At 31.1% G+C, this 17,424-nt stretch carries 15 protein-coding genes and 1 pseudogene; 6 read left to right on the plus strand and 10 right to left on the minus strand.

Annotation, left to right across the window (positions count from 1 at the left end):
- Position 1: 1 nt before the first annotated feature.
- The 6 genes from AWN65_RS03515 to AWN65_RS03540 all read right to left on the minus strand — a co-directional run bounded on the left by AWN65_RS03515 (position 2) and on the right by AWN65_RS03540 (position 5,692).
- On the minus strand, positions 2–565 hold the full coding sequence (locus AWN65_RS03515; protein WP_060381893.1) for a hypothetical protein: 564 nt from the start codon (positions 563–565) through the stop codon (positions 2–4).
- A gap of 117 nt (positions 566–682) precedes the next feature.
- Positions 683–1,477: a Fic family protein gene (locus AWN65_RS03520; protein WP_060381894.1), complete on the minus strand. Its 795-nt coding sequence runs from the start codon at positions 1,475–1,477 to the stop codon at positions 683–685.
- A gap of 6 nt (positions 1,478–1,483) precedes the next feature.
- Positions 1,484–1,696, minus strand: a complete 213-nt coding sequence (locus tag AWN65_RS03525) for a hypothetical protein (protein WP_060381895.1) — start codon at positions 1,694–1,696, stop codon at positions 1,484–1,486.
- 305 nt (positions 1,697–2,001) lie between these two features.
- Positions 2,002–3,015, minus strand: a complete 1,014-nt coding sequence (locus AWN65_RS03530) for a BsuBI/PstI family type II restriction endonuclease (protein ID WP_060381896.1) — start codon at positions 3,013–3,015, stop codon at positions 2,002–2,004.
- A complete protein-coding gene (locus tag AWN65_RS03535) occupies positions 2,990–4,021 on the minus strand; it encodes a DNA cytosine methyltransferase (protein ID WP_060381897.1) in 1,032 nt (343 codons plus the stop codon). Before AWN65_RS03535 ends, AWN65_RS03530 begins: the two co-directional genes overlap by 26 nt.
- A 195-nt stretch (positions 4,022–4,216) precedes the next feature.
- Positions 4,217–5,692, minus strand: a complete 1,476-nt coding sequence (locus AWN65_RS03540; RefSeq protein WP_060381898.1) for a hypothetical protein — start codon at positions 5,690–5,692, stop codon at positions 4,217–4,219.
- Between the two features lie 207 nt (positions 5,693–5,899).
- Between AWN65_RS03540 and AWN65_RS03545 the strand changes: the two genes are divergently transcribed.
- Positions 5,900–6,973 (plus strand): tyrosine-type recombinase/integrase, encoded by a 1,074-nt coding sequence (locus AWN65_RS03545; protein WP_060381899.1) that lies wholly within the window; start codon positions 5,900–5,902, stop codon positions 6,971–6,973.
- A 2,463-nt stretch (positions 6,974–9,436) separates the two neighbouring features.
- On the opposite strand, the gene AWN65_RS03550 is transcribed toward AWN65_RS03545, so the two are convergent.
- Positions 9,437–9,757, minus strand: a complete 321-nt coding sequence (locus AWN65_RS03550; RefSeq protein ID WP_081078390.1) for a DUF4377 domain-containing protein — start codon at positions 9,755–9,757, stop codon at positions 9,437–9,439.
- A 329-nt stretch (positions 9,758–10,086) separates the two neighbouring features.
- Between AWN65_RS03550 and AWN65_RS15460 the strand changes: the two are divergent.
- Positions 10,087–10,219: pseudogene (locus AWN65_RS15460) on the plus strand (IS91 family transposase); the annotation flags it as partial.
- 210 nt (positions 10,220–10,429) lie between these two features.
- On the opposite strand, the gene AWN65_RS03555 reads toward AWN65_RS15460, so the two are convergent.
- Entirely contained in the window at positions 10,430–11,161 is a 732-nt protein-coding gene (locus tag AWN65_RS03555) for a DUF1266 domain-containing protein (protein WP_060381901.1), read from the minus strand.
- A gap of 1,176 nt (positions 11,162–12,337) precedes the next feature.
- Between AWN65_RS03555 and AWN65_RS03565 the strand changes: the two genes are divergently transcribed.
- The 3 genes from AWN65_RS03565 (at position 12,338) to AWN65_RS15005 (ending at position 14,505) form a co-directional block, all read left to right on the plus strand.
- Positions 12,338–13,198, plus strand: coding sequence for an Rpn family recombination-promoting nuclease/putative transposase (locus AWN65_RS03565; RefSeq protein ID WP_060381903.1), 861 nt, complete (start codon positions 12,338–12,340; stop codon positions 13,196–13,198).
- A 74-nt stretch (positions 13,199–13,272) separates the two neighbouring features.
- A complete protein-coding gene (locus tag AWN65_RS03570; protein ID WP_060381904.1) occupies positions 13,273–14,133 on the plus strand; it encodes an Rpn family recombination-promoting nuclease/putative transposase in 861 nt (286 codons plus the stop codon).
- 165 nt (positions 14,134–14,298) lie between these two features.
- Positions 14,299–14,505, plus strand: coding sequence for a hypothetical protein (locus tag AWN65_RS15005; RefSeq protein ID WP_060381905.1), 207 nt, complete (start codon positions 14,299–14,301; stop codon positions 14,503–14,505).
- Positions 14,506–14,777: 272 nt separating this feature from the next.
- On the opposite strand, the gene AWN65_RS03580 is transcribed toward AWN65_RS15005, so the two are convergent.
- Positions 14,778–15,011, minus strand: coding sequence for a hypothetical protein (locus AWN65_RS03580; protein WP_060381906.1), 234 nt, complete (start codon positions 15,009–15,011; stop codon positions 14,778–14,780).
- A gap of 306 nt (positions 15,012–15,317) precedes the next feature.
- Positions 15,318–16,484 (minus strand): THUMP domain-containing class I SAM-dependent RNA methyltransferase, encoded by a 1,167-nt coding sequence (locus AWN65_RS03585; protein WP_235588342.1) that lies wholly within the window; start codon positions 16,482–16,484, stop codon positions 15,318–15,320.
- A gap of 132 nt (positions 16,485–16,616) precedes the next feature.
- Between AWN65_RS03585 and AWN65_RS03590 the strand changes: the two genes are divergently transcribed.
- Positions 16,617–17,381 carry a class I SAM-dependent methyltransferase gene (locus tag AWN65_RS03590; protein WP_060381907.1) on the plus strand — a complete coding sequence of 255 codons (765 nt, stop codon included), beginning with the start codon at positions 16,617–16,619 and terminating at the stop codon, positions 17,379–17,381.
- Positions 17,382–17,424: the final 43 nt, after the last annotated feature.

Consider the following 17,424-nt stretch of genomic DNA (forward strand, 5'->3'; position numbering starts at 1 on the left):
TTTATTTTCTGAATTTGTTAATTATTTCATTAAAATTTAAACCAATTCCCGCAATATTAGGTTTCAATTCAAGATTGTCAATATCTAAAATCTTATTCCAAAAACTATCATTTTCGCCTAAATTTAATTTTCGTTCTTTTTTTAAACTTCTTTTTATTTTATCAAGTTTAGCTTTGTATTCAGGCGTATAATTAGGTTTTTTTAAAAAGTTGGTTTCAAAATTTTCCATATTTTCTGTAAATTTAAAAGGATTTTCTTCCATAAATTTTTTACAGACTTCCATATGAAGCCATATTGATAAATTATGCAATCTCGATTGATAACCTGTTAATTTAATCTCGCCATTTTCAAGTATCAAATCACCGTTTTCAATTAATAAATCATTTTCTCCTTTTCTATCAATATCTTTAATTAAATAAAAAATGTCTTTGTAGAGAATTTCAATAAAGTTTTCATTTTCACTCCTTATTGGTTCAAGAATTTTTTCAATGAATTCGTCAATTGATTTTTTATCAGTATTTCTGATTTCTTCAATTATCGCTAAATAATCTTCTCTTTTTAACATCTTCAAATATTAAATTTTATTGTTAAACGTCTCGTTTTTAGTAAAATTACCGCTGTTGTAGGTAGTTGTTATTGGGACTTTTGTGATTTTTTTAATAAGTCGGCATAAATTTAAATATCAACTATTAATTCTTTTCTGAAGATACATTGTCATTCCTTTTGCAAAATATTCAACTAATAAATCATCATTTTTATTTTGCTCACATTTTACAATTGTTGAGATATATTCTATTTGTTCATCTTGGGTTGTGACTTCTGGAAATATTGGTGGGCAATTATTAGTCATTAAAACTGCTCCTATGATAATTCGGCATACACGACCGTTTCCATCGGCAAATGGATGTATGTCATTTAAAAATTTATTGTGAAAGAAAGCAATCCTTGTCAATAAATGTTTTTCTATTACTGTGTTGTCAATATCATTTAGTCTATCGTTAAATATATCAACCCAAGAAGCCATTATAAATTCTAAATTAAAATGAGGAGCATATTCTTTATTGTCAAAAAAGGGTTGTCTAGATCCAATCGTTGGGACATTTCTGTAATTTCCAACAAGTTCTGGTTTAAAATCGGTTTCCCATGCTAATGGAGAACTCATTAAGCACGAATGAACATTTTTGATTATTTCTTCAGTTAACTTGAAATTTTCTAAATTTTCAAGAAGATTTTTTAAAACAGATTGATGTTCTGAGATACCAAGTAAAGAATCAAGATTGATACCTCGTACAGTTTCGTTATTTAAAAAACGAATTGTGTCGCCATATTGAAGTTTTGAATCCTCAACTCTAGCTGAATAAAAAGAATAATCATTTATTAGTGAATCTCTAAACTCAGAAGACCATTCATTTCTAGGAAATTTATCTTGGAATCTTAAAAGGACTTTATTAAATTCTAATAAATAGTCTGGAAGCATTGACTATTACCCGCTATATTTATTAAACATAAAGCGAGTCCACTTTTTAATATCATGAGGATATGCAAATAAAGTATCGTCTTTTTTTAAAAAAGTCTTTCCAAAAAAGAAAAGTTGAAAGTCTTTTTTAAAGGTACTAGGAATCCCATCAACTGCAATAAGTTCTTTTGTAGTTGATAAATTTTTTAAAATTATTATGTCTTGTCTTGTAACTAACATATTGCAAATGTACTAAATACTTCTGATTTTTCAACATTCATAATTGAATTTTTTAATGATAAAATAATCAAAAGTTTTTCAAATATTCTACAAATTTTATTCCAAAGCATAATTTTAAGTTGTTTTTCTTTCAACGCGTGGTTCTCTACAATTACCTACAACGTTCCGCCGGCTTGGCTTGCCGTTGCGTAAGTATAGCACAAAAGTTTGCAGGTACAAAACCAAGATTGGAAAAAAAAGAAATTTTCCAAGTATGCCTAAGCCCAGCAATGGCGCCAAACTGCTGTTATGTGATGTACCTATTCTCATTTTTTGTAAGGTCCAAGAAATTTATCTCCATTGAAGTGTACTAAATGGTCAGGATTATCTGCTATCCAAACTTCGGTTTCCCAAGCAATGTCAGCTATAAATTGTCTAAATTTTGGTCGTGTCAGAAATGCTGTGACGTAAACAATATCGGCTTTACAGTTTTTTGTTAGTTTCTGTAACTGCAAAAGACGAATTTCTGAAATTGGACCTGATGAATGAACCGCCTCAATCATATAGAGCCAATTCTTTTTCTTAGAATAAGCAATTACGTCAGGTAATTCTTCGTGAGAAATTTCAAAAAAGTTTAGTTTTTCTAATTTATCCTTTTCAAGGTATAAATATTTGTCCGCTGTATCTCCAACATACAAAACTTCTGCTCCGAAACCATATCTCGGCAGAAAATCTTCAATAATAGCCTTTTGTAAATCGTTATGTTCTCCTACCGAAAATGTCAATTGTCCAGCTGATGGAAGCGTAACTTCAACTTTTGAAATCTGTCTTTCTCTTTTTAGTTTTTGGCTTAAAGGTTCAATATTTTTCAGCTTATCTTTAACCGTTTTCTCCCATTCTTTCTTTCCATAATTTCTTATCAACTCTGCGTAAGTTGGATTGATGGAATACCCACGTGTAGAATCGTTTGTTGCAGAGTTTGGGCTTGATTGTAAAACTACTTCAGCAATTGTCAAAAGTTTTAAATCTTTCCTTCTGATGTCGTCATACGAACCTGAACTGATATTTTCGTTGAAATGTTCGTTCACATAGTTGATTATATCTCTTGTTTTTAGAGCAAAACCACTATTTAAATCTTTTGCTTTTGCAAGTTCTTTTAATGATTTTATATCGCCACTTGCCAAAAAAGCAATAGCCATTCTTTCCAATCGTCGTGGTGTTCCTTCAATTGGAATTCCAAAAGTGTCGAGAATGTAAAGTGCTGTATTAATAAGTTCTTGAATTGCTTTTGGCTTTTCATTAAATGTTTTTGAACTATCTGAATTGATATACTGCTTCATTCTCGAATAATTTAAGTTGCTCAAGTTCAATTACAGGATAATCTTCCTTAGAAGTTCCCATAATGTGAGTTTTAATATTTTTGGCTAAATGGAATGCAAAGTTAGGGGCAACTGCATTGCCAATTTGTGTGTATTGATGTGTTTCTGTTCCTTGAAATTCAAACCAATCAGGAAAACTTTGCAATCTTGCAGCTTCACGAACAGTAATTCTTCTTCTTCTTCCGTCATTTAATCTCACTCGGTGCATATCTCCTGTGGCTCCTGCAAGATTTCGGCAGGTCAAAGTTCGGGCTGGTCTATCTAAATATAAATCTCTTGGGTTTACGCATTTTGACGCTTTTTCATAATTAGCGACATATCTGTCCATAGATTCTGTGAAAAATTTAGAATTTTCATCAAATTCAAATGCTAAATTTCCTAAAGCGTCTCCTGCCGTAACTTTTTTATATATTGGATTTGGTAATTTAATTTTCTGTTTTGAACCAATAACAATTACACGCTCTCTGTTTTGAGGAACCTCAAAATTAACAGCATTCAAAAGAGCATAATCAATATAATACCCCAAACTTTCAAGCTCGTCAATCACTTCTTTTAGATACCATTTGTTTTTGTATAACATTCCACGAACGTTTTCAAACATAAAAACTTCGGGATTTAGTTGTCTAACTGCTGATAAAAAAATAGGGAATCCATCTCTTGAATCTTTTAATCCAAGTTGTTTTCCTCCAACACTAAACGGTTGGCAAGGTGGACCTCCAATTACTATATCTGCTTTGGGATATGTTGATTCAGGAGTTAGTTTTCCTGTAATACATTCTCCTAAAAGGTTTTTGTTGTATGTGTTTGAAGCATTTTCGTCCATCTCATAACCAATAGTTTTAAATCCATTCGCTTCAAATCCAAGAGATAAACCGCCACAACCTGCAAAAAGGTCAACCACCGTCTTTTTCAAGTCGGTGTCTATCCAAGGTTTTAGTTTGTTATTCATCTCTTTCCAATATTCCATTCGGTAAATTTACAAAAATTTTCTTTTGGTATGATGTGTGGTTTTGGTATATCACATAACGTCCAGCCGGCTTTGTGCTGGTGGGGATTTATGTCCCCGAACCATTCCATTAAGACTGAAGTCAAATATATAAAAAAACCTTTAAATTTTGCCTAAAACCCCACTTGCACAAAACCGCTGTTGTGTGACGTAATTTTAATTTTTATATAATTCAATTATTTCACTCAACAATGAAATAGTCTCAGGTTTATATTTATTTTGATTTTTAATTTTTTCAATCAATGATTCAAAATTGTCTTCATAGTATGAGTGAAAACTATTATCTTCTTTGACATGATTGTCAAGAATGAAATCTTTAATTGAACTAATTGTATCTAAATTACATTCATCGAGTTTTGGTAAAAGTTTTAAAAAATTCCCTTCATCATATTTGAATTTATAATCTTTTGTGATAAAGAGGCCAATATAGATACCGATAGTAAAATTTTCGGAGAATCTATAATTAATATTAAACATAACATCTTTTGCATCAAAACATCCCATTTCTGCTGCTTTGGTGATTCTTCTACCTAGTTCTAAACAAAGTTTTTTGTTCAATTTATTTTGAAAAGTTTGACCAAAATCACTTTTTAAAATTCTTATAGAATCTTGTTGTCTGTAGAAATCATTTGAATCAAATTCGATTAGGAATCTTTTATATAGTTCTTCTTCATTTTTATAGAAATCAAATGATTCAATGATGTTTAATTTATTTATATGCTTTTCAAATTTTATTTCTAAAGCTTTTGTAAATAAGTTTTTCTTATAAACTTTACTTATTAGAATTGTTGTTTGATGTTTTTCAGCAGATTCATTTTGTTGTATTATATATTCTAATACTAATTCTTTGGCTCTTTTTGGAATTTTTTTCCAAACTCTATAATCACAAGAACCTAAAACAAATTCATAAGTATGATTTAACGCTAAATCCTCTATTCTCCATTTGCCATCATTTAGAGATTGGGTAGTTGATTTTAAAAGAATATTTGAAAATATTCTCAATCTTTTTAAAATGATTTTTTTGGTGTCATCTGATTTATTTTCTCCAATTTTAGCAATTAAAGATTTATAAAAATATGAATGTAAATCTTTATTGATTCTTGGTATAATTTTTTTAGCGTATGTTTCTATGGTTAAATTGTCATTAGATAAAAAATGAGGTTTATTTATCAAATTTTCAATTAAATCATTTACATAGTTTTTTTTGAATTCTAGTTTTTTGCCTAACGAAATATCTATAGACTGTTTGATTATGAAAGTCAATTCATCTGCATTAGGTTCTTTTTCATAAGGGTGAGCAAATAAGCATCTCTGACTCCAAAAGAATAGTAGTTTTTTATAATCTTCAGGTTCAATTATGCTAATTGTTTTAGCTTCTTCTATTATTTGAATATCTGCTGATTTTTCTATTTCCTCAAGTTTTTCAATTTTTTTAAAAGATTGTGTAGCTTGAATATCACCTGTATTTGCAAGTGCATTTATTTTTCTTTTTAGAGACTCTACAATTGAAATCCATGCTATTATATAACCAGCTCTATAAGTTTTAGATTTTAAACAATTTACAGCTTCTCTAAATAATATTTTGTCAAGATTTATTATAATTTTATCTTCAAGTGATACTATTTCGTCCATTTAAGATTTCGTTTTTCTATTATGTCACACAACACACAAATATACGCAACTCAGCGATGATTACAAAGAACAACAAACAAAACTAAGTTTATCTAGCTAATACCTTTAAAATCAATACTTTAAAAAGATACATCAAATACGTATTTTATGTATCTTTATATAGTTTTATTGCGAAAAATAATATTTAAATATTTAAAATGCGCAGTTATGGATTTATCACAATATCAATTTTCATTCGGCACACATCAAGGTCGAAACATCATTTGGATTCAGTTTAAATATCAGCTTAGTTTGAAAGACGCACTCCGCGAACGCTTTCCATCAGCCCGTTATAGTAGTACACATAAAGCATGGTATTTACCTGACTTAGCTGCCGTTCGTAAGGAGCTAAAACTGCCTCTTAAAACTTTGAAAGAGCAAACTTTTAGTCATATTTCAGAAAATAATCGCTTGGCTGTAATTCAATATAGTAATCAGTTAGATTTAATGGCTTACAGCCCCCACACCAAGCGTACCTATCTGCAAGAGTTTATGCAATTATTGTCACTACTGGGGAACGTTTCTGTAAATTCTCTAACACCAGATAGATTGAAAGATTACTTTCTGTACTGTTTGCAAAAAAATGAACTTAAGGAGCAAAGTATGAACTCTAAAATTAATGCAATCAAATTTTATTTTGAAAAAGTCTTGCATCGCGAACAAATGTTTTTTGATATTCCCAGACCCAAAAACCCTTTAACATTACCCAAAATGTTATCCAAAAATGAAATTGTGAAATTATTCTCAGTTTTGGAAAATAAAAAACATCGGCTTATTTTAAAATTATGTTACGGGATGGGACTACGCGTGAGTGAAATTGTTAATCTAAAAGTAGAACATATTGATAGTCAGTCTATGCGGGTTTTGATTGTAAATGCAAAAGGAAAAAAAGATCGTTATACGAATCTTCCTGAATCGGTTTTAGAAGACCTCCGAGCTTATTATTTAGAATATCGTCCTAAGACATGGTTGTTTGAAGGGGCTTACGGTGGCAATTATTCGATTCGTAGTATTCAAGCTGTTTTTAAAAGTGCTATGAAAAAAGCTAAGATTACTAAAACTATTGGAATACATGGATTGCGACATAGTTATGCTACACATTTAATTGAAGGAGGGGCAGATATTCGTTTTTTGCAAAAGCTTTTAGGACATAGCAATATTAAAACAACTCAAATTTACACGCATGTTACCGATGTGACACTTTCTAAAATAAAAAGTCCTCTAGATGGATTATTTTTGTGATACCATTTGAAAACCTTAGATTTTCTGGATTTTTTAATATATATTGCTATTTTGTGGTTTAGAATTGGGCGGATATAACTTTTGCTAATACTGACCATTCTGTCTGGAACGTTTTTGCTCTTTTTAATTTCTTTTTTTCTCTTTTTTTGAATATTTATTGTATCGCTTACGCTAATCTAAATATTTAGTTCTTGGTAGTTTTATCCATTTAAACTTAAAATATACTGGATTAAAAAATAAAGTTCTCGATCTGTTTTTTTCATTTTAAAATAACTCGAACAAAGAGTTGAGTATATAATTGAAATCATCGTTAGTTCGAGCGTGAAGCGCATCGAGAATCAAGACTAATTTTTATTTCTTTTATAGGATAGTCTCTAAATCAACATGTAGTTTGTCACTCCTACACAAGGAGGAGTTTGATAATCAACATTGTGTGATTTCTCCCTTTGGTCGAAATGACAAGATTGCGAACTTTTTGGGCAGTTTCAGGGTTAAAAAAATAATATTATAAGGAAATTTCAAAGTTAGATGGTATAAATCAACATGCGGTTTGTTTCTCCTGCGTAATCCTGCGTGAGGAGGAGTCTTATAATCAACATTGTGTGATTTCTCCCTTTGGTCGAAATGACAAGATTGCAAATTTTTTGGGCAGTCTCAGGGTTAAAAAATAGTATTATGAGGAAATTTCAAAGTTTAAAATAATATAAATAAACATGCAGTTTGTCACTCCGACGTGAGGAGGAGTCTCATAATCAACATTGTGTGATTTCTCCTTTTGGTCGAAATGACAAGATTGCGAACTTTTTGGGCAGTCTCTAGGTTAAAAAAATAGTATGATGAGGAAATTTCAAAGTTAGATGGTGTAAATCAACATGCGGTTTGCACTCCTACGAAGGAGGAGTCTTATAATCAATACTATGTGATTTCTCCTTTTGGTCGAAATGACAAGATTGCGAATTTTTTGGGCAGTCTCAGGGTTAAAAAAATAGTATGATGAGGAAATTTCAAAGTTTAAATCGTATAAATCAACATGCGGTTTGTCACTCCTACGTAAGGAGGAGTTTCATAATCAATAGTATGTGATTTCTCCTTTTGGTCGAAATGACAAGATTGTGAATTTTTTGGGCAGTCTCGAGGTTAAAAAAATAATATTATAAGGAAATTTCAAAGTTAGATGGTATAAATCAACATGCAGTTTGTTACTCAGTAAGGAGGAGTTTCATAATCAATAGCATGTGATTTCTCCCTTTGGTCGAAATGACAAGATTGTCAGCTTTTTGGGCAGTCTCAGGGTTAAAAAAAAGTATTATGAGGAAATTTTAAAGTTAGATGGTATAAATAAACATGCGGTTTGCACTCCTGCGTAAGGAGGAGTCTTATAATCAATAGTATGTGATTTCTCCCTTTGGTCGAAATGACAAGATTGCGAGCTTTTTGGGCAGTTTCAAGGTTAAAAAAATAGTATTATGAGGAAATTTCAAAGTTAGATGGTGTAAATAAACATGCAGTTTGTTTCTCCTGCGTAATCCTGCGTAATCCTGCGTGAGGAGGAGTCTTATAATCAACATTGTGTGATTTCTCCCTTTGGTCGAAATGACAAGATTGCGAACTTTTTGGGCAGTCTAAGGGTTAAAAAAAGTATTATAAGGAAATTTCAAAGTTAGATGGTATAAATCAACATGCGGTTTGTCTCTCCTACACAAGGAGGAGTTTTATAATCAATAAATAGTATGTGATTTCTCCCTTTGGTCGAAATGACAAGATTGCGAGCTTTTTGGGCAGTTTCAAGGTTAAAAAAATAGTATTATGAGGAAATTTCAAAGTTAGATGGTATAAATCAACATGCGGTTTGTCACTCCTACGAAGGAGGAGTTTCATAATCAATATTATGTGATTTCTCCTTTTGGTCGAAATGACAAGATTGCGAATTTTTTGAACAGTTTCAAGGTTAAAAAAATAGTATGATGAGGAAATTTCAAAGTTTAAAATAATATAAATCGACATCCAGTTTGTCACTCAGTAAGGAGGAGTTTCATAATCAATATTATGTGATTTCTCCCTTTGGTCGAAATGACAAGATTGCAAATTTTTTGGGCAGTCTCAGGGTTAAAAAAAAGTATTATAAGGAAATTTCAAAGTTTAAAATAATATAAATCGACATGCAGTTTGTCACTCCGACGTGAGGAGGAGTTTGATAATCAAAATTGTGTGATTTCTCCCTTTGGTCGAAATGACAAGATTGCGAGCTTTTTGGGCAGTCTCGAGGTTAAAAAAATAGTATTATAAGGAAATTTCAAAGTTTAAAATAATATAAATAAACATGCGGTTTGTCACTCCGACGTGAGGAGGAGTCTCATAATCAACATTATGTGATTTCTCCCTTTGGTCGAAATGACAAGATTGCGAACTTTTTGGGCAGTCTCTTGAAATTGGATTTTTTTGAATGTTTTTTAAGGAAAAACTTTATTTTTTCTTTTTATAGACTTCTTTTATCAGAGTATATTTTATACTTGATCCGTCAGCTGGTGGATTTGGTATTTTTTCTTCTTTAATAATAAGTTCATATTCATTGCCTTGTTCGTATTTAAATCCTTCTATATTATTATAAAGGAATTCCCATTCTTTTTGATTTTTGTCCCATTTTATTTGTAAACATTGGGTTTCCATTACTCCTGCGTTACAAGGTTTTGTTTGAGCTCCAATATAAATGGTTTTTTCGTCTTTGTTCATAGAATTACAAGACATTAGTAAAAAGGTAAAGGTTGATAAAATTATTCGTATCATATTTATTTAGAGAATATAAATTAAACTGTAATTAAACTATGTTGAACTAAATCTTCGGTAGTTGCATTACGTATTTTGATTATTTTTCAAAGATAACTTAATTATTTATTATGGCTAGAAAAAAAAGCATCCTGATGATTTAAGAGAAAACAAAATCCTAAATCAAGCCAAACGAGAAGTAGAAGGCTTTTTAGTACTTATTTACCGCTTTGAACTTAGCATTTCTATATTAGGGAGAAGTCAAAGCACATTTAGCAATTATGCTCGACACGTTGCCGTCGCCGCGCTTTATTTCGGGAAGATTCCAACGGAGTTGGAATCTTCCCACCATTAGTAACCATCGACTCCAAGAAGTAAATTTAAAAGGTGTAACTTTTAGTTACAAGGATTACAAGACGTTTTGCTTTGCATATACTTCCTAAAAACTTTTTTAAAATAAGACATTACGTTTTTTTGAGTAGTATGGGGATTTTGTACCCATAAGTTAAGGAAATCACTATAAAAACCACCCAAAGTAGACTTCAAAAAAAGAGGCGTTTATGCCTCTTGTATATTCTTAAATTTTCACTTCGATATTCCCATAGTGGATGGAATCTCAACGGTTCCGTTCAACAGAGGTTTCATTGTTAGCTTTTCGAGCCCAACGAAACCTTAGCTGTTGGCGGTAGTTTTTTATTTAAATTTATATTTTGTATAAATATCTATGTCTTCAATTTTTCTATAAGCCGCCCCTTTACTTGTGTAGATTTGCTTCGTTTCAATTATGATTTGATCTAAGTCAAATCCCTGAATTGTTCTTCCTAGTAAAAAGGATATTGTGTAGTCATCCCAATTTTTACCTTTAATATTTGCTATTTCAGAAGCTTTTTTCATAATTTCCCAAGTTTCGTTTTCTGTTAAATACCCAACCCAATGACACCATTTTGTAAGTGATACAGCTCTACAAATGTCCCAAGCATAAGCAGATTTTACTTGCTCTACTTTATTTTGCTCAATTCCTAACCCTTTTGCAATTTTTTTTTGAATGGAACTCAATTCTTTTGATTGTTGGTTAATAATTGGTTCAAATTCATTACTTCTTTCTAAATTTAATAATTTATTTAGGGTTTCTTTTGCTTCTGCGGTATTTGAAATTTCCCACTGTTGTTTTAGTCCTCCTATATATTCAAACAAGTTTTTTTCAGGTTTCATTCCAAGTATTTTTTCGCCTCTATAATAAAATAATATTCCTCCAAAGGATAGTAATCTTTTTTGTTCTTCGGTTAATGGTAACCCTGAATTATTTTTCTCAAATTCATCTAAGAGCTTTTGATTTCTTTTTTTCATTATTGTTTTTAAGAAAATCATATAGACAATAAATAGTACTGTAACTCCTCCAATAATTAAATAAGTGTTTGTTGTCATTTTTTGTTAATTGTTTTTATTAAAAGTTATAATTTATTTTATCCTCGGTCATTTTACAAAATTGTACTAACGTCAGTCTATGAAAAAAATTCACAAACTATGTCAAGTATAACTAAAATGATTAGTTTTTAAAAAATAAATTTTGTGCTTTTAAGTATGTAACCTATAAGTGAAGATCTTGATTTTTTAGAAAAATTACTAACAAAGACATCAGGTTCTTTGAAGAAAGACCGAGTAAAGACCTTGATCCTAATTAAGAAAGGGAAATGTGTTTGTTTTAGTGATATAACTAAGAAGCTTGGGAGAACTGAAAAGACAGTAAGAGTTTGGTTTAAAGACTATTTAAAAAATGGTATTTCTGAAATGTTATGTGTTAGAAGTAGGGGAAACAATACTAAGCAAATATCAGATAAAATGGTGAAGTCTATTGAGTAGAAATTGACTGATTCAAAAACAACAATTACATCTTATATAGAATTATTAAGATTACTTGAAGCAAAACGAAACGGTTAACTATGGAACTTTATATTGTAAACGAAAACATCAATCAAAGTTAAAAATAGCAAGAAAATCCCATTACAAAAAGAAAGAAAACACGGAAGTGTTTTTGGAAAACCTTGTAAATAAGCTCGAAGAGTACAGAATTATTCTTGATAAAAATAATTTAAAATCTGTAAATTTATACTTTCAAGATGAAAGTCGCTTCGGGTTGATCACAAAATAAAAAGAGTTATTATGGCAAAAAGAATGAAAGCCATTGGTACCTATAAGCTCAGTTATCTCTAATTGGCTTTGGGGAAGTTTTTCCCCCATAACAGTTGAGAGTTTTTGTATGACAACACAGAGTGTTTGTAAAGAATTATTTATAAAATATTTGGAATCATAAACCAACAGAATTAAAGATTATGATAATTGATAATGTAGCATTTCATTCCACAAAAAATGTAATATCACTGAGAACATATTTCTGTTACCAATTCCTCCATATTCTCCAGGACTCAACCCTGCTGAAAAAATCTGGCAATGGATGAAAGGTAAAATTGCAATGAAAATTTATGATACTCTAGCCGACTTAAATCAAAAAACGTTAGTTAGAATACCGTCACCGAAACTCCTCCGAAATTTAACATCAAAGATTATTTTTTGTAAATTTGACAAAGAAAACAAGTTGAGAACATGAAGGCAAAATACATCAATCCCTTTACGGATTTTGGGTTTAAGAAGATATTTGGGGAAGAAGCCAGTAAAAACCTACTTATCGACTTCCTCAATGCCTTGTTGCCAGAATATGACCAGATCAAAGAACTTTCTTTTAAAAACACCGAGCAACTCGGGCAGAGCGACCTCGATAGAAAAGCCATCTACGACATCTATTGCGAAAACGAAAAAGGCGAAAAATTCATCGTAGAACTCCAAAAAGCCAAGCAAAACTACTTCAAAGAAAGAACCATCTATTACTCCACATTTCCCATTAGAGAACAAGCCGAAAAAGGCGAATGGAACTATAATTTGAAAGCGGTTTATTGCGTAGGTGTTTTAGATTTCACCTTCGACGATTACGAAACAGAACCCGAAAGAAGCGAAGTAGTACATACCATCAAACTAAAAAACCAAAACGGAAAAGTATTTTACGATAAACTGACCTATATCTACTTAGAAATGCCCAATTTTGACAAACAGGAAAACCAATTAAATTCCCGTTTAGACAAATGGTTATATTTCATCAAAAACTTGGAAGATTTTCAAAATATTCCCACAATTTTCAAAGACGAAGTATTTACCCAAGCCTTTGAAAAAGCAGAATTGGCAAATTTCGGGCAATTAGATTTAGACAAATACGAGAGCAGTCTTAAAGTTTACCGAGATTTAAAAGGCGTTATTGACACTGCTTTCGACGAAGGAAAGATGGAAGGATTAATTGAAGGAAAGATGGAAGGAAAAATAGAAATGGCGAAATTAATGAAATCGGAAAACGAAACAATTGAAAAAATCATAAGATATACAGGACTTTCCAAAGAAGAAATCAACAAGCTCTAAAATAAGATACTAGAGGTAACATCAACATCAAAGGTTATTTTTTGTAAATTTGACAAAGAAAACAAGTTGAGAACATGAAGGCAAAATACATCAATCCCTTTACGGATTTTGGGTTTAAGAAGATATTTGGAGGAGAAGCCAGTAAAAACCTACTTATCGACTTCCTCAATGCCTTGTTGCCAGAATATGACCAAATCAAAGAACTTTCTTTTAAAAACACCGAACAACTCGGGCAGAGTGACCTCGACAGAAAAGCCATCTACGACATCTATTGCGAAAACGAAAAAGGCGAAAAATTCATCGTAGAACTCCAAAAAGCCAAGCAAAACTACTTCAAAGAAAGAACCATCTATTACTCCACATTTCCCATTAGAGAACAAGCCGAAAAAGGCGAATGGAACTATAACTTGAAAGCGGTTTATTGCGTAGGTGTTTTAGATTTCACCTTCGACGATTATGAAAGCGAACCCGAAAGAAGCGAAGTAGTACATACCATCAAACTAAAAAACCAAAACGGAAAAGTATTTTACGATAAACTGACCTATATCTACTTAGAAATGCCCAATTTTGACAAACAGGAAAACCAATTAAATTCCCGTTTAGACAAATGGTTATATTTCATCAAAAACTTGGAAGATTTTCAAAATATTCCCACAATTTTCAAAGACGAAGTATTTACCCAAGCCTTTGAAAAAGCAGAGTTGGCAAATTTCGGGCAATTAGATTTAGACAAATATGAGAGCAGTCTTAAAGTTTACCGAGATCTAAAAGGCGTTATCGACACTGCTTTCGACGAAGGAAAGATGGAGGGATTAATTGAAGGAAAGATTGAAGGAAAGATTGAAACGGCTAAATCCTTAAAAAAAATAGGTGTTTCAGTAGAAATCATTACGCAGGCAACAGGCTTAACCAAAGAAGAAATCAACAAACTATAATAAGGTGCTACTACGACAGCTAAGTTTTCGTTGCGTGCGGAGCACGAACATGAAACCTCTGTTTCCAGTCTGCATATCCAGGACACACGCTGTCGATTGAACTAAACCTTCGGTAGTTGCATTGTGTATTTTGATTATCTTTCAAAGATAACTTAATCATTTATTATGTCTACAAAAAAGCATCCTGATGATTTAAGAGAAAACAAAATCCTCAATCAAGCCAAACGAGAAGTAGAAGGCTTTAGCGAATTTATTTACCGTTTTGAGCGTAGCATTTCTATACTCGGTAGAAGTCAAAGTACTTTTAGTAATTATGCTCGGCACGTTGCTGCCGTTGCGCTTTATTTTGGGAAGATTCCAACAACGTTGTGAACTACCCACCATTAGCTACCACGGACTTCAAGAGGTAAATCCAAAAGGGGTAACGTTTAGTTACAAGGATTTGTAGATAATCTAGGAAAAAACATAGAGTTTGTGTTTATAAAGATGTGAAAAAGGGAAGTGGGTGTTTAAAAAGCAGTAACTTAATGTTTAACTTGTTGCTTCAACGGGAAGAAAAGTTATCTTATCAAGGACTATGAGATTTCGTTTGAGTTTCTTTTTGATCCAATGAAAGATTGCGAACTTTTAGAACACCCTTTTTGTTATTCTATTGTTTTAACTCCTTTAATAAAAATCCACTTCATAAAAATTTTTTCTCCATCACGTGTTGTAATTGCTTGAAATTTAGGTGCTAATATGGTGCTAATAACAAAAGCAGTCATAGGAATCCACCAGCCATTTAAATGGGTATATTGATTAACCAAGTAACGTGCTGAAAAAAAGAAAAGAGCGAAGGATAAAAAATTATAAATAAAGGTTTTTGTTTTTTTGTTCATTATATGTTTTTTAGAATTTTTGTACGTAAAAATTGATTAAGTTTTTATTTAGATTTTAGTGTAGATGTAATCTTTTTTGAATAAAATTGTATCCTGCTTTATTATTAAAACCAATATTAAGAAAACTAATAATGTAAAGGGGTGTTTGTTCCTATAACTAAGGGTTGAGTTAAATAAAGAAAAAAATAATTCTATTAATGCAAAATAATACAGTGTTTGTATACTACTTAATAAACATTCTAGAATTATATTTTTCAATATTTATATTTTTAAAATAATAACGGCTGAATTAATGATAGGGTAATTTTAACTATTGGTGTTTAAAAATTTTCCTTTTTTACTACCTTCATACATTTCAAATTTAGCTAAACGGGTTTCTAGCTTTCCATTGAATAGTTTGATCTTTCTTGAAGGTTTTAATCCTACGAATTTCAATGCGTCTATATTACCCGTTATGAACCAAGCATGGGTGTTTGGATATCCTTGTTTTAGGGTATCACCTATTTCGCGATAAAAACGTTCTAAATGAATATCAAGACGCTCTCCATAGGGTGGATTAAAAACCATGTGTAATGGGCCTTCCAATGTTTTTTTAGTTTCAAAAAAGTTTTGTTCGCGAATAATGATGTATTCATCTAGATTGGCTTGTGTAATATTGGTTCGGGCTTTCATTACAGCACTTGGAGCTTTATCGTAACCGATAATTTTATAATGAAATTCTTTTGTTTTGTTTAACAATGAATCCATTATTTTATCAAATAAATCATTATCCCAATCATTCCATTTTTCAAAAGCAAATTCCTTGCGATTGATATTGGCAGGAATGTTGCAAGCAATCATAGCAGCCTCGGCTAAAATAGTGCCTGAACCACACATGGGATCCATAAAATGACAACTACCATCCCATCCTGATAATAATAATATTCCAGCTGCTAATACTTCATTTATAGGCGCAATATTGGTTGCTGTTTTATATCCTCTATGGTGTAAAGAATCTCCTGAAGAATCTAAGGAAACAGAACAGTTTTCTCTATCAATATGTACATTGATACGTATATCTGGACGTTCTTTGTCAATACTCGGACGATGGCCTAATTTTTCTTTAAATTGATCTACAATGGCATCTTTGCATTTTAATGCCACAAATTGCGAATGATTAAAATATTCTGAATTTACCGTTGTGTCAATTACAAAAGTTTGATTGGCTCCAAAATATTGAGCCCAATCTATTTGTTGAATCCCTTTATATAAACTAGATTCGTTATAAACTCTAAATTGATGAATTGGTTTTAATATTTTTAAGGCTGTACGCAATGCTAAATTAGCTTTGTACATAAATCCTTTATCGCCTAGAAAACTCACCATACGAGTTCCTATTTCTACTTTTTGAGCACCTAAAACTTGTAGTTCTTTTGCCAACACTTCTTCCAAACCAAAAAGTGTCTTAGCAACCATTTTAAAATTATTATCCATAAATTATTTTAAATTCCAATAGTCAAAATTTTAATTTCCCAATCTCAAATCCTATAATATTTTCAAACATCAAATTTTAAAACTGAAATTGGAATGCAAAAATACTTTAAATTTGTATGCAAATAAGTATAAATGTCAGAATTATCAAATCATAAAGCACAGACCCCAGAAGCCAAATCAGAAAATTGGTTTGAAACTTGGTTTAATTCCCCTTATTATCATATTCTTTATAAAGAACGAAATGACCAAGAAGCACAGTTATTCATGGATAACTTAACACATTATTTAAACTTACCTGAAGAAGCTAAAATTCTAGATTTAGCGTGTGGAAAAGGACGACATTCTATTTATCTGAATCAATTAGGATATGATGTTACAGGAGTAGATTTAGCAGAAAACAGCATTTCAGAAGCAGCTCAGTTTAGTAATGAAAAGTTACAATTTAAGGTACATGATATGCGCGAACGTACAGAAGAAAAATACGATGCGGTATTTAATCTTTTTACTAGTTTTGGTTATTTTGAGAATGAAAGTGATAATTTAAAAACCTTAATAGCTATCAAGGAAAGCTTAACGGAATATGGTTTTGCGGTTATTGATTTTTTAAATGTTAATTATGTGATCAATAATTTAGTTCCTGAAGAGATCAAAACAGTTGATGGAATTGATTTTTATATTAAAAGGGATCTAAGAGAAGGACATATTTTTAAAGAAATTAATTTTGAAGATAAAGGGAAAAAATACCATTTTACAGAAAAAGTTCGTGCCTTGACACTACAAGATTTTGAAACTATGATGGAAGAAGCAGGAATCTACCTTTTAGAAATTTTTGGAGATTATAAACTGCGTAAGTTTTATAAAAACGAATCGGAACGATTAATAATGATTTTTAAATAAAAGTTGACGGATTCATTTGAATATTGGTTTATTTCAAAATCCG

The organism is Flavobacterium covae, from assembly GCF_001534645.1.
Taxonomy (GTDB): Bacteria; Bacteroidota; Bacteroidia; order Flavobacteriales; family Flavobacteriaceae; genus Flavobacterium; species Flavobacterium covae.

What these genes read in the sequence shown, in the direction of transcription:
- AWN65_RS03535 (WP_060381897.1), bottom strand. Translation starts at nt 4,021, where the DNA reads ATGGAATATTGGAAAGAGATGAATAACAAACTAAAACCTTGGATAGAC.
- AWN65_RS15005 (WP_060381905.1), top strand. Translation starts at nt 14,299, where the DNA reads ATGTCTACAAAAAAGCATCCTGATGATTTAAGAGAAAACAAAATCCTC.
- AWN65_RS03585 (WP_235588342.1), bottom strand. Translation starts at nt 16,484, where the DNA reads ATGGATAATAATTTTAAAATGGTTGCTAAGACACTTTTTGGTTTGGAA.
- AWN65_RS03550 (WP_081078390.1), bottom strand. Translation starts at nt 9,757, where the DNA reads ATGATACGAATAATTTTATCAACCTTTACCTTTTTACTAATGTCTTGT.
- AWN65_RS03515 (WP_060381893.1), bottom strand. Translation starts at nt 565, where the DNA reads ATGTTAAAAAGAGAAGATTATTTAGCGATAATTGAAGAAATCAGAAAT.
- AWN65_RS03525 (WP_060381895.1), bottom strand. Translation starts at nt 1,696, where the DNA reads ATGTTAGTTACAAGACAAGACATAATAATTTTAAAAAATTTATCAACT.
- AWN65_RS03545 (WP_060381899.1), top strand. Translation starts at nt 5,900, where the DNA reads ATGGATTTATCACAATATCAATTTTCATTCGGCACACATCAAGGTCGA.
- AWN65_RS03580 (WP_060381906.1), bottom strand. Translation starts at nt 15,011, where the DNA reads ATGAACAAAAAAACAAAAACCTTTATTTATAATTTTTTATCCTTCGCT.
- AWN65_RS03590 (WP_060381907.1), top strand. Translation starts at nt 16,617, where the DNA reads ATGTCAGAATTATCAAATCATAAAGCACAGACCCCAGAAGCCAAATCA.
- AWN65_RS03565 (WP_060381903.1), top strand. Translation starts at nt 12,338, where the DNA reads ATGAAGGCAAAATACATCAATCCCTTTACGGATTTTGGGTTTAAGAAG.
- AWN65_RS03530 (WP_060381896.1), bottom strand. Translation starts at nt 3,015, where the DNA reads ATGAAGCAGTATATCAATTCAGATAGTTCAAAAACATTTAATGAAAAG.
- AWN65_RS03520 (WP_060381894.1), bottom strand. Translation starts at nt 1,477, where the DNA reads ATGCTTCCAGACTATTTATTAGAATTTAATAAAGTCCTTTTAAGATTC.
- AWN65_RS03570 (WP_060381904.1), top strand. Translation starts at nt 13,273, where the DNA reads ATGAAGGCAAAATACATCAATCCCTTTACGGATTTTGGGTTTAAGAAG.
- AWN65_RS03540 (WP_060381898.1), bottom strand. Translation starts at nt 5,692, where the DNA reads ATGGACGAAATAGTATCACTTGAAGATAAAATTATAATAAATCTTGAC.
- AWN65_RS03555 (WP_060381901.1), bottom strand. Translation starts at nt 11,161, where the DNA reads ATGACAACAAACACTTATTTAATTATTGGAGGAGTTACAGTACTATTT.